The organism is Pantoea sp. 9140 (assembly GCF_000745295.1).
Classification (GTDB): Bacteria; Pseudomonadota; Gammaproteobacteria; order Enterobacterales; family Enterobacteriaceae; genus Pantoea; species Pantoea vagans.
Window position 1 is genome coordinate 199,743 of sequence record NZ_JQNO01000002.1, and the last position, 12,651, is coordinate 212,393.

Annotated in this window: 11 protein-coding genes and 1 pseudogene; 6 read left to right on the plus strand and 6 right to left on the minus strand. The window is 49.0% G+C overall.

Annotated features, from left to right (window positions below):
* The first annotated feature begins 12 nt into the window (after positions 1–12).
* Positions 13–843: an SDR family oxidoreductase gene (locus FA92_RS20285; RefSeq protein WP_033784932.1), complete on the plus strand. Its 831-nt coding sequence runs from the start codon at positions 13–15 to the stop codon at positions 841–843.
* Between the two features lie 206 nt (positions 844–1,049).
* On the opposite strand, the pseudogene fos (FA92_RS20290) reads toward FA92_RS20285, so the two are convergent.
* Positions 1,050–1,475 (minus strand): annotated as a pseudogene (gene fos / locus FA92_RS20290) (fosfomycin resistance glutathione transferase).
* Positions 1,476–1,773: 298 nt separating this feature from the next.
* Between fos (FA92_RS20290) and FA92_RS20295 the strand changes: the two are divergent.
* Positions 1,774–2,223, plus strand: a complete 450-nt coding sequence (locus FA92_RS20295) for a DMT family transporter (protein WP_033784933.1) — start codon at positions 1,774–1,776, stop codon at positions 2,221–2,223.
* Positions 2,224–2,296: 73 nt separating this feature from the next.
* Here FA92_RS20295 and FA92_RS20300 read toward each other — a convergent pair whose 3' ends face one another.
* The gene (locus tag FA92_RS20300) at positions 2,297–2,806 is read right to left on the minus strand and encodes a GNAT family N-acetyltransferase (protein WP_033784934.1); all 510 of its coding nucleotides are present in this window, start codon (positions 2,804–2,806) and stop codon (positions 2,297–2,299) included.
* Between the two features lie 63 nt (positions 2,807–2,869).
* Here FA92_RS20300 and FA92_RS20305 point away from each other — a divergent pair, with 63 nt between their 5' ends.
* Positions 2,870–3,448: an XRE family transcriptional regulator gene (locus tag FA92_RS20305; RefSeq protein WP_033784935.1), complete on the plus strand. Its 579-nt coding sequence runs from the start codon at positions 2,870–2,872 to the stop codon at positions 3,446–3,448.
* Between the two features lie 233 nt (positions 3,449–3,681).
* Here FA92_RS20305 and namA read toward each other — a convergent pair whose 3' ends face one another.
* Complete coding sequence (gene namA, locus FA92_RS20310; protein WP_033784936.1) at positions 3,682–4,761, minus strand: NADPH dehydrogenase NamA; 1,080 nt, start codon at positions 4,759–4,761, stop codon at positions 3,682–3,684.
* A 113-nt stretch (positions 4,762–4,874) separates the two neighbouring features.
* Here namA and FA92_RS20315 point away from each other — a divergent pair, with 113 nt between their 5' ends.
* Both FA92_RS20315 and FA92_RS20320 read left to right on the plus strand, forming a co-directional pair.
* Positions 4,875–5,282 (plus strand): helix-turn-helix domain-containing protein, encoded by a 408-nt coding sequence (locus FA92_RS20315; protein WP_033784937.1) that lies wholly within the window; start codon positions 4,875–4,877, stop codon positions 5,280–5,282.
* 311 nt (positions 5,283–5,593) lie between these two features.
* Positions 5,594–6,214: a LysE family translocator gene (locus tag FA92_RS20320; protein ID WP_033784938.1), complete on the plus strand. Its 621-nt coding sequence runs from the start codon at positions 5,594–5,596 to the stop codon at positions 6,212–6,214.
* Positions 6,215–6,367: 153 nt separating this feature from the next.
* Here the strand turns inward: FA92_RS20320 and fos (FA92_RS20325) are convergent, their stop codons facing one another.
* The gene (fos, locus tag FA92_RS20325) at positions 6,368–6,793 is read right to left on the minus strand and encodes a fosfomycin resistance glutathione transferase (RefSeq protein ID WP_033784939.1); all 426 of its coding nucleotides are present in this window, start codon (positions 6,791–6,793) and stop codon (positions 6,368–6,370) included.
* 928 nt (positions 6,794–7,721) lie between these two features.
* Positions 7,722–9,362, minus strand: coding sequence for a methyl-accepting chemotaxis protein (locus FA92_RS20330; RefSeq protein ID WP_033784940.1), 1,641 nt, complete (start codon positions 9,360–9,362; stop codon positions 7,722–7,724).
* Between the two features lie 707 nt (positions 9,363–10,069).
* On the opposite strand from FA92_RS20330, the gene FA92_RS23815 reads away from it, so the two are divergent.
* On the plus strand, positions 10,070–11,236 hold the full coding sequence (locus tag FA92_RS23815; protein WP_033784941.1) for a PAS domain-containing protein: 1,167 nt from the start codon (positions 10,070–10,072) through the stop codon (positions 11,234–11,236).
* A gap of 177 nt (positions 11,237–11,413) precedes the next feature.
* On the opposite strand, the gene FA92_RS20340 is transcribed toward FA92_RS23815, so the two are convergent.
* Positions 11,414–11,971, minus strand: a complete 558-nt coding sequence (locus FA92_RS20340; RefSeq protein ID WP_033784942.1) for a GNAT family N-acetyltransferase — start codon at positions 11,969–11,971, stop codon at positions 11,414–11,416.
* Positions 11,972–12,651 lie beyond the last annotated feature (680 nt).

Sequence of the window (12,651 nt, forward strand, 5' to 3'; positions counted from 1 at the left end):
GAGATGTCCTAAATGAAAACCTGGCTAATAACCGGCACATCCAGCGGCCTGGGGCGCCTGATGTGTGAAATGCTACTGGCCCGAGGTGATCGGGTAGTCGCAAGTGTTCGAAACAGAACCGCTTTGGATGACCTCGCAGCAACCTACGGCGAACATCTGCAGGTGATGATGCTTGATCTCAGTAGGTCAGCAACAATGAAACCCACCGTTGAAGCTGCGTTCGCTCAGGCGGGACGGATTGATATTGTGGTAAGCAACGCGGCCTACGGCTTGTTTGGCGCAGCCGAAGAATTGAGCGATACGCAAATTGAGCGACAGATTGCCACCAATCTCACGGGTTCGATTCAGTTTATCCGCGCGGCGATTCCGTTTTTACGACAGCAGGGCGGCGGTCGTATCGTGCAGGTTTCATCAGAAGGCGGCCAGATTGCTTATCCCAACTTCAGTTTGTATCACGCTACTAAATGGGGAATTGAAGGTTTTGTCGAAGCGGTCCGGCAGGAAGTCGCGGCGTTCGGCATTGATTTTTTGCTGGTTGAACCGGGGCCGACTGCCACGCAGTTCGGTACGGGACTGGATATGGCTGATGCCCTGCCAGCTTACCACAATACACCGGCGGGCGAACTGCGGTCGGCATTAATGTCTGGTGAGTTTGCGATTAAAGGCGATGCGGAAAGATGCGTGTCAGCGATGATTGCTGCGGCTGATGCTGCCAGCCCCCCATTACGTCTGCCGCTGGGCAGTACAGCCTATGACAATATTGAAGCCGCGTTAAAAATGCGTCTGAGCGCGCTGCAGGTAATGAAAGCCGTGGCATACGGTGCTGATCGCCAGGAAATGTAAGCGGTGATGCCAGATGAAGTGGAACGCAAACAACGTTGATGCGCTATTTTTACGGTCAGGATCCCAAACAACGTCCGCTTCTGGCACAAAGCGGACTAACACGCGAGCCAATATCCACTATGAGCGAGGAGCGGACATAAAGTTTTAGAATGCACTGAATCAGGAAAGCATCTGGAATAACCTTGCCGATCTTCTGGGTTATCAAATCACTTTTGTTCAGCTCCATCCATGTCGTTGAAAAACACCATATCTTTGTAGGGATGCTTCAAACATGCACTAAGGCGACTGTTTAAATCCCCATCATGAATTTCCAGCTTGTGCCCATCCGGATCCAGAAAGTAGATGGACTTTCCTTCACTTTTGTTCGATTTCCACTCCTTAATCCCAAATGATTTTAAGTGATTAGCAAACACATCAAAATCTTTGCTTCGAATACTGAAGGCATAGTGAGTGTAATCCAGCCGAGGACTAACCTCGTCAGCAGAAAGACACAGCCACAAATCACCCAGACAAAGGTAAGCACCAGAGGCCCATCTGGCCTTAGGTGTAAAACCTAATGTCTCCACGTAAAAATCAAAACTTCAGGAAATGTCGTTTACAGCGATTGTTATATGGTTCAGCCCAGTAAGCATTTACTGTCTCTTAAGCAAGCCCAGGAAAGTTACAAGCTACCATAAATCTTTACTTCCCTCAGTTGGATGAGAGTCGCTTCGCAATGTCTGCTTCTGGCACAAAGCGGACGTTGTTGTTCAGTGTCCGCTATGAACGAGAAGCGGATATCCGCATTTCTTGATCTGCATCTTTGAAACTGACCTGGCGTTTATTCTGAGGCGCCATAATCTCCTTGCGGGGCCATCTCAAATAGTAGGCAATAGATCTACTATAAAGTACTAATTTCTTATCCCACTGGTAAGACTCAGAGGAGTTAACATGGCTTCAGCACTAACATTCTTGATGCTAATTGCCGGAGGAATTGCGCTGGTTATTCAGAACACGTTGATGACCAGGATAACTTACTCGGCTTCAACTGTACTGATAGCTCTGGTGCTGAATTCTGCCGTAGGGCTTGTTTTACTTGTCAGCTTACTGGCGGGAAAGACGGGGATATCAGGGTTTTATGAACTACTGCAGTCCTTCAAAGGCTGGATGCTTCTGCCGGGCATTTTAGGTTCTTTTTTTGTTTTCACGGTAATAACGGGTTATCAAAATATCGGTGCTTCGCGGACAATTGCGGTACTGGTCGCCAGTCTGCTTGTCGCAGGTCTCGGATATGACATCTACCGCAGCGGTACGGAAGGATTGCTTAAAAATACGCCAGCTATAATCGGCGCGATGTTACTGGTTACAGGCGCTTTTCTCGTTGCATCACAAATGTTTTAGTCTTAAACGCTGTCACCGGCACGTCCGTGTGACTGTGATTACTTTTACTGTGACGTTCTGGGAATATCCACTATCAGGGATGTGCCCGGGTATCAAGGCGTAGCTGCAAGAATGTCAGATCCAGCCAGTGTCCAAACTTGTTGCCCACCTCTGACAATCTGCCAGCCTCTGTAAAACCGAGCTTTTTGTGAAGCGATATGGATGCAACGTTTTCAGATTCAATGCCAGCTACCATGACATGCTTACCCTGATCAGTAGCCAGTCTGATCAATTTCTCCATCAGAGCTTTACCTGCTCCCTGTCCCCGGGCACTTTTGTGCACATATACAGAATGCTCAACAGTGTGGCGATAACCATCCCATGGACGCCAGTCACCATATGATGCATAACCCAGTACGGAATCGTTCCCGTCAACAAAGACAATGACGGGAAAACCTGCCTCACGACGGTCTCTCATCCATTTTATTCGGTTGAGAAAATCGATCTTACTTTCATTCCAGATCGCCGTGGTATTAAGCACAGCGTCGTTATAAATCTCGGCGATGGTTTCAGCATCGCGTTCTGTTGCAGCACGAATTGGCATAGTAGACACCCCACCTCTAATTTACTAAAGTAGACTAAACGTACACTATATTATTTATCCATTATGTTAGATGAATTGTCCAGTAAAGAAGATGACCTGAACGCTCGTATCGGCCTGAAGGTAAAGGCTGAAAGAGAAAGACGTGGCTGGTCACTGACCGATCTGGCAGAAAACTCAGGCGTATCACGGGCGATGATTCATAAAATTGAGCGGGGTGAAAGCAGCCCGACAGCAACCCTGCTTGCAAGACTTTCTGGCGCTTTCGATATGTCTATGTCCCAGCTGCTTGCGGAAATGGAAGTTCGTACCGGTGTGCTTGTCAGATATGAAAATCAGGCTGTATGGCAGGATCCTGAAACAGGCTACATTCGTCGCCATGCTTCACCGGGGCAGATACCTGTAGATCTGGTTAGCATCGAGCTTCCGGCAAATACTGCCGTGCCTATGCCCGCTATTTCCTATCTTTCACGACGTCAGCTCATCTGGGTCATTGAAGGTAAGCTGACATTTATTGAGGGGAGCACAACATTTGAGATGTCACCGGGTGATTGTCTGGAGTTGGGCGATCCTACTGACTGTATTTTCAAAAATGATACGGGTGATCTTTGCCGCTATGCCGTGATAGTCCTCAAGCCATCCTGATTGCATGCATTGGAACTGATTTGATTCAGAGTTAACTGGATGATTATCAGGCGGTGGTTCTTCTACCTGATGGTGGTGGTCATATCTTTTCCTGGCACATAGCCGTCAAGGCAACGTCCGCTATGAGCGAGAAGCGGACTTTATGGGTGGGTATACCCCGATAAGGAACAAGTGTTTGCCCGGCAGAGCCGGGCAAAGGAAGGAATTTCCTTTAAGACATTCTTCTATCCGTGTTAACGGGTCACGGTCACATCCATTGGCGCAGCAGGCAGTTTAGGTTGCGAACGCTGCCAGGCAGAACCATAGCGGGTGTACTGAGCAGGTACTGGAATGGCAACCTGAAGGTCATCTCCAGCGGTGCGTGCCCAGAATGGATCTTTAAGCATTTCACGTCCTATCAGCACCATATCCGCGCGACCATTCTGCAGAATTTCTTCAGCCTGACGGCCCGTCTGAATCAGACCCACTGCACCAGTTTTGATACCCAGCGAATTGCGCAGCAGCTGAGCCGCCGGCACCTGATAATTGGGAAACACATTAACCACAGCTGGTGCAATGCCACCGGAAGAACAGTCAATGAGATCGACTCCCTGCTCCTTCATCCAGCGACCATATGTCAGAAAATCTTCTGGCGTATTACCACCTTCGGTATAGTCCGTTGACGAAATGCGCACAAACAGCGGACCGTCCCACTCGTCGCGCACGGCCGCAATAACCTCGCGCACAATGCGATAGCGGTTTTCATGGCTGCCGCCATACTTATCTTCACGCACATTAGCCAGTGGAGACAGAAACTCGTTCAGCAGATAACCGTGCGCAGTGTGAACTTCGATGACATCAAAACCTGCCTCGCGCGCACGAACTGCGGCAGCGCGGAATGCACTGATAATATCCCTGATACCGTCCAGGCTTAGCGCCTGTGGTACGGTTTCTTCGGCTGAGTAAGCAATGGCCGACGGTGCCACGGACGTCATGTCAGGAAAGCCCTGCTTACGCCCGGCATGACCAATCTGAACGCCAGCTTTAGCACCCATAGCGTGAATAACGTCAACCAGGCGGCGGAGGCCTGGAACATGACTACTGCTCCAGATACCCAGGTCACCCGGGCCCAGCTGGCCGTTTGGCAGGATGGCGCAGGTTTCAGGGAAAATCAGTGCCGCTCCGCCCAGCGCGCGCGCGCCATAATGCACCAGGTGAAAATCTGTCACATTGCCGTTTTCATCGGCAGAGTGCATGCACATGGGTGACATGGCAATACGATTGCGGAATTTAACACCGTTGATTGTTATTGGTTCAAAAAGTAAGGCCGACATTTCTTCTCCAGAAAGTGTTCCATATTTGACCCGCTCAAATTACCATACAACCAAATTTCGTTTATACGCTAAAAAAATTCACATACTTACCAAAAGGTAACTAATGAGAGAATATGAAAAAATTACGTAACTATGACGGCGCCCCGGGTTGTTCAATGGAAGCGGCGCTTCATATCCTGGGAGGAAAGTGGAAAGGGGTCATCCTTTACCATCTGTTTAAGGACGGTACGCTGCGCTTCAGCGAACTCCAGCGCTTTATGACCAGTATTAATCAGCGATTGCTGACAAAACAGCTCCGGGAACTGGAAGAAGATGGTCTGATCGTTCGGAAGGTTTACCCTGTCGTACCGCCAAAAGTTGAATATTCCCTGAGTGAAGAAGGTCGAGAACTAAACAAACTAGTTCTCGATTTAAGCCTCTGGGGGAGAAAATGGCTGGAAAAACGTGGGCTCAACACTGCAGTTGAAGAAGATATGGATGAATTGATAGTGGTTCTAAGTGACAGAAAAAGTTCAAAGTGATTTCACATGGGGTGTGAGGTTCTTTGATCAAGGCATGTCACATCGCAATATGCACGAAGGATACTAATACAGCTTGCTGAATCAATGCGCCACCGACGCTGTTCGCCGAGCAATGACCAGAGTGAATCTTCAAATATCCGCTCTTTGCATTCTGAAATTCACGTTTACCGATGTCCGCTTCTGGCACAAAGCGGACTGACGCATAGATCAATGTCCTCTATGAGCGAGGAGCGGACTTATAAAAAAGTCATATTTGATAGATTGATTGCAGGGAACTAAATGATTAGCATCTGCTCTTTCGGACAAAGAAAATGACTGTTAACGATTCCCTCTTCGCCTTCTCTCTTGCAGCTCTGTTACTTACCCTAACTCCCGGCCTTGATACGGCACTTATTCTGCGCACAGCTTGTGCTGAAGGCGGCAAAAAGGCTTTTCACGCGGCGCTTGGCATTGATGCTGGCTGTTTTGTATGGGGCACGCTGGTTGCGTTAGGTCTTGGTGCTCTTCTGGCGGTTTCAGAGATGGCTTACACTGTGCTCAAAGTTTGTGGCGCGGTCTACCTGAGCTGGCTGGGCTTACAACTTCTGATAACTCCCCGATCATCTTTCAGTAATAGCTATGATGGCAATGGTTCTCAGAGGAACTGGTTTATCAGAGGAATGCTGGGGAATGTGCTCAATCCCAAAATGGGAATTTTCTATGTCTCCTTTTTGCCGCAGTTCATACCTGCCGGTCACTCACCTTTGATATGGACTTTTATACTGGTCAGCATCCACGTTGCGATCGGGACTGTATGGTCAGTCACACTCATTTTATCCACACATTATGCGTCAGCCGTATTGAAGAAAAGTCGCTTTGTTCGGATGATGGATAGAGCAACAGGGGGCTTATTTTTATGCTTCGCGGCTAAACTTACTATGAGCACGAGATAGCTCTGGGCTAACTGTAAACGTCCGCTTCTGGCACAAAGCGGACTAACACGCGAGCCAATATCCACTATGAGCTAGGAGCGGACATAAAGTTTTAGAATGCACTGAATCAGGAAAGCATCTGGAATAACCTTGCCGATCTTCTGGGTTATCAAATCACTTTTGTTCCGCTCCATCCATGTCGTTGAAAAACACCATATCTTTGTAGGGATGCTTCAAACATGCACTAAGGCGACTGTTTAAATCCCCATCATGAATTTCCAGCTTGTGCCCATCAGGATCCAGAAAGTAGATGGACTTTCCTTCACTTTTGTTCGATTTCCACTCCTTAATCCCAAATGATTTTAAGTGATTAGCAAACACATCAAAATCTTTGCTTCGAATACTGAAGGCATAGTGAGTGTAATCCTGCCGAGGACTAACCTCGTCAGCAGAAAGACACAGCCACAAATCACCCAGCCAAAGGTAAGCACCAGAGGCCCATCTGGCCTTAGGTGTAAAACCTAATGTCTCCACGTAAAAATCAAAACTTCTGGAAATGTCGTTTACAGCGATTGTTATATGGTTCAGCCCAGTAAGCATTTACTGTCTCTTAAGCAAGCCCAGGAAAGTTACAAGCTACCATAAATATTTACTTCCCTCAGTTGGATGAGAGTCGCTTCGCAATGTCCGCTTTTGACACAAAGCGGACATTCTGAGATCCAGAAAGTCAACAAGGGCGAAATCAGGTCTTAGTGCCGGATTTCACCCTGACTGACAGATGTTCATCAGATTATTTTCTCAACAGCAACACTACTTCGAGGCTTGTTCCGTTTATTCCAGAAGAACCGTCGTGACCTCCGTTGCTGTCTTACTGTAAACCCTGAGTGCCTAATCCGCCGGGTCCCGCTTTGCCGCCATTTCCCCCGTTATTAGAACTATCACCATTACCGCCGTTTCATCAATTCTCGCCTTTGCCTCCAGCAGAGCCACTTCTGCCGACATCACCATTACCGCCATCGGCTATTTGATGAACCAGGTGGGAAGTCTGCAATACATTTTTTCTTCCTTATTTGCCCACGCATTTTCCATAGAGTTGAGAACCATCACGCTAAAAATGCTCAACGTGAAAACTTATTTACTCTGCTGTTCATCCGTTAGCTCCAGGCGCACCATTTCCGCCATTTATGTTATCGATATTTGTGTTGTCGCCATTTAAACGTTCTGTTTAAACAGCCTGTCCGGCACGCTTCGTATCGCAGGAATAATGTCCATCATTTTTAATGGACATTAGCGTTTCCATCACCTGACATGACGTCACTGAGGTACAGCTCTTCGATTTTAATGAAACGTTATCCTGTAGCGGGCAGGGAGACGATAAGTTCTCTCCCACAACCAACATCAGTGAGCTCTTCATTCACTTCCGGCGTGCTGATCTGTTAAAGATAGTTGTATTAGCGCAGGTTCACGGTACGACAGAAATGTTACGAAAAGAGGAGGGCGGCTGCGCCCCGCAGGACGCAGCCGGATATCAGAAGGTCGTCCAGTTTCCGTCTGCATCAGCAGGCGTTTCTTTCTTCACTGTGGCGGGTACAGATACGATTGCATGCCGGGTGACTGGGGGAGGTGAGACCGCCGCAAGCGTGAACACCGACACCGACTGCAGCAGCAGGGATGCCTGTTCGCGCAGGCTCTGCGAGGCTGACGTCGATTCCTCGACCAGTGATGCGTTTTGCTGCGTCACACCATCCATCTCCGTTACGGCGATGCCAACCTGCTCAATACCGCGAGCTTGTTCGGCACTTGCAGCGGTAATTTCCTCAACGGTGTCACTTAACTGGCCGACCGATGACACGATATCCGCCATCGTAGTCACAGACCGGTTCGCCAGGATGCTGCCTGCACTTACGCTTGCCGAGTTTGCCTCAATCAGCTGACGGATTTCACCGGCCGCCGTGGCGCTGCGGCTGGCCAGCGTGCGTACCTCACCGGCGACGACGGCAAAACCTCGTCCCTGTTCGCCTGCGCGTGCTGCCTCTACTGCCGCATTAAGTGCCAGTATGTTGGTCTGGAAGGCAATGCTGTCAATCACCGATGTAATGTCCGCAATCCGGCCGGAGCTTTCGCCGATAGATTTCATGGTGCCGGAGATGTCGGCAGTGACCTCGTTGCCCTGACGGGCGACTTCCCGCACGTTGACGGCAAGCTGTGCCGCCTGGCGGGCATTGTCGGCGTTATTTCTGACTGTCACGCTGAGCTCGCTCATGGTAGCAGCCGTCTGCTCCAGCGCGCTGGCCTGCTCCTCGGTGCGCTGCGACAGGTCCGAGTTCCCCTGCGCAATCTGCAGGCTGGCTGCGGCAACGCTCTCGGCGTTCCGGCGTACTGTGCTGACCGTCTGCGCCAGCGAGTCCTGCATCTCAGCCACTGCGGTGAGCAGCATGCCGGTTTCATCCCGTCCGCTGACAGGTACAGCCTGGCTCAGGTCGCCGCGTGCGATGCGTTGTGCGGCAGCAAGCGTTATGTTCAGCGGGCGGGTAATGCTGCGGGTGATGAGCCAGGCTGCGGCCGCAGCTAGCAGAACAGCGGCAGCACTCAGCGAAGTCAGCAGAATAGTGGCCGTATTTCGCTCATCTTCAGCAGCACTGCGCGCCGTTTGCATCTGTTCTTCCTGAAAAGAGACCAGGCCTGCAATAGTTTTCAGATAGTCAACCTGGGTCTGGTAGCGCGGACCAAGAAGAAGTTGCGCAGCTTCGTCCCGCTTACCCGCCATTCCCAGCGCGACAACATCATCAGAAAAGGCCAGATACTGAGTGCCGGTGCTCCTGATTGATGCAATCAGCTCCCGGCTTTTGGGCGCCTTCAGCATGGCGTCGACCTGATCAACCGTCGCAGTGATTTTATCATGTACCCTGTCATAATCTTTTTTAAAGACTGCCTTCCGGTCAGGAGCATCTGCCAGAACAACGTTACGGACCAGCCGGCTAAGGTCAGTTGAATAGTAACGCAGATTAGTTGCAGCTGAGGCCTTCTGATAACGGCTGCCGGCAAGTGTATCCGCCGTTTCTCCCAGAGACTGAATGCGGCTAAATCCGGTAAATGCAACGATGACCAGAAGAAGAAGGATGAAGGCAAACGCAGCACCAAGCCGCGTGCCTATTCTGATGTTGTTCATAATGTTCCTGACTGAAATAACGTTTGTTTAATAAAGCGTTACATGGGCAAAACGCTTCTCTCTTATTTTTGTAAGGTCGTTCAGAGGTTGTTGTGGGCTATTGCTGTATGGGGCTTGCGCAAAAAGTCGGACTACAGGGAATGCATATCGATGCACTTACCTGTTCATACTTTGTTGATTTCGTAAAGATTAAAACGGGTGTTACCCGGCAGGGCTGGTGACAGAAATAAAAAAAACGACACAGAGCAATCAAAGCCGGGAACCGCTTCTTAGAGGACAAACGCTGTCAGTGACAGAGGCAATCATACCGACAGGCATAGCTTTTATCGGTTCGCTTATCGAAAACTTTATTGCTGGTGAAAGATTACACCTGAGCGAGCGTATGCATTTCCGTTGGTAAAGGGTGAGTGCTTCTGCCGGAATCTTTATCTCCGTGAAACATAACCCTATTGATGTTCGCTTTAATCGAGAAGCGGACATTTTTATCAGGGCTGGATGCTCCCCGGAGTGTTGTAACCGGTATTACTTCATAACGTCGAACAATCCAGCCACACACCAGGGGACTAAAGTCAGGTGCTTTTCTCAATTATCTGCAGACAGGTTCGCAAGGCTAAACAGTAGAAAAATTAACTATTTACTTTACTTATGCTGTTTGTGATCTGGCCGATAACATCAGTGTCATTATTTTTTACTCACAGGGAGCAATTATGTTAGGCAAATTATTTGGAAAGCCTGTGTCCGTTCAGGAGGCCAGGCTGCCGGTATTACCTGAAGTGCCAGCTGAAGAGCTCCGGCCAGACAGTACGTTACCCGCTTCTATGGACAGTTTTCTGGCTCTGATGCCAGAGTTGTTGTGGATGTGTGAGGGTAAAGAAATTACCGACAGCACCACATTATGGATTTCATCGGCTGCACCATTGGGTTTGCCACGAGGGAGTGGCGATCTCTCCACTCTGTCGGCGCTCTGTTCGCTTGTTCATGATGAAGATAAAAATCATTTCAGACAGCTTTTACGAAATGTTCAGACCAATCCTTCTCCGGGTACAAAACACGAATGCCGTTTTATGACAGCAGGCGGCAGCTATGAATGGTTTGAGGTAGCGGTAAAACGTGAACGCAGCGCTGATGGTACCCGCCAGAGACTGGCGGGGACGCTGCTGAATATCAGTAACGATAAGACGCATGAAAGTGAATATGACATTGTGATGACACGCTTCAACCTGTCGCGTGAAATGCTGAATGACGGACTCTGGGACCTCCAGATTATCAATGGTGATGCTCTGCACCCGAATAACGTTTTTTGGTGGTCTCCACAGTTCAGAAAATTGCTGGGATTTGAGACGGTTGAAGAATTCCCTGATGTCATTGATAGCTGGGCTTCGCGTCTTCATCCCGACGACAGTCAGCATACGCTGGATGCCTTCATTAAACACCTTAACGACCATTCAGGTGCAACAGGTTATGACGTTGAATACCGTGTCAGACTCAAAAATGGTAATTACCGTTGGTTCCGTGCTCGCGGTCAGACCCGACGCGACAAGGACGGTATACCTCTGCGGGCGGTCGGTGCACTGATTGATATACAGACGTTAAAGGATCAGGAGGTACAGAATAATAGCGAACGTCAGCGAAGAGATGACGCAGCGGCTTCTGTCAGAGAAATTGCTGATTTAGTCTCTGAAAATGCCAACATCGCTGCCCAGATTAAACTCATCTCACTGAACGCAAGCATTGAGGCCGCAAGAGCGGGCGTTCAGGGACGGGGCTTTTCTGTCATTGCCAGTGAAATTCGCGAACTGGCAGACAGAACCGCTGAGATAACAGAAAACATAAGCCGCCTGCAGGTCCGGCTTGATGCTTCCTCGCGCCTTTAAAGAGCATTGTGCAGCATGGGTTCAAAAGCACATTTCCAGGTTTAATCCTGTGAAGTGTGCTCTTTAGTTAAAAGAAAACTGAATTATCAGCGTGGGCAGATCAAATCAATTATACCGCTGCTTATTCTGTCCGCTTCTGTAACTAAGTAGATGCTGAAACTTCAGGCCACGATATAATCAGCTGCTGAATTTATAAATAAAGGTATCGTCAATCACTCCCATGCTATCCAGTCTATCAGAAGCTAATATGGCTTCAGGTTTGAACCCACACTTTAATGCAACAGACTGACTGCGCACGTTACGTCGGGCAGTGCGAATTTCGATTCTTATAGCGTTAAAAAATTCCGAGGCTATTTTTGTAGCCAGCTTGCATGCTTCGGGCATTATGCCTTTTCCCATCGCATCCGTGGCAAGCCAGTACCCGATCTCGAAATAAGGAATAGCACGATTTCTTATGAATAAGCTTATACAACCTAATAGCTCATCTAACGTACAATCAATAATCAAAAACTTATATTCTGCTCTGTCATTCAGGAAGTTTTCTGCTGCTTCCAACATATTCTCCCTGACTGAAGAAAACGAATGAAAGCCAGGAGACCAGAGTAGAAACTCATGATGAAACGAACTGAATTCATTTAGTTTACGTTGCATTTCTTCTGAACGACTCAGGTCTGGCGCAGTCAGATAAAAACGGTCGTGTTGCAATAAATAAGCAGGAATTTCATCAATATGCATCTTCACCCTTCCATTTATACAACCTATTGATTTACTTAGCACACGCCGGAATAAATTGCATCCGATTTATACAGAACAGGCTAGTGAAAGAATGGATTACTCAATGACAAGCAGGAGCCGTGTACAGCTAAAAGTATTACCGAAAGATTTTAATCCAATGGGCGGGTAACGGGGTCCGCTTCTGGCACAGAGCGAGCGGGCCCCCATTTCAACGCGATTGCGCCAGGCAAGATAGTGAACCGGCGACACCCTCCCGACTGGCATATCATGCTCATGAGCGCCACCGATGATGCCCTGAAGACTGTATTAGCCGATAACCATCATCAGCGCGCCGTACTCGGCAACCCGGTCATGGATAAACCTTAATCGATCAGGCATACGACCGCTTTTTAGCCAGGTGTTAGGGTGCAGCTGTAGCGTATTCGCCCCCTATCCAACAGGACAATGACCGGCCCCTGTGGAGCGTATCAGTCGCCAGGGGAAACTCGTGGCGGATGTATTGGCCGGCATAGGCCTGACGGTAGTCGCCAGCACGCCTGAGCAGACGTCGACGGTTTAATTATGGCCCGGGCGATCCCACATCATCACAACGATTGATGATCTGGGCGTTTGCACCAAAACCATTACACTGACGCGGGTAAAATGGTGCGACTTAGTAGCGGATAAGCAGGAACCAGTTC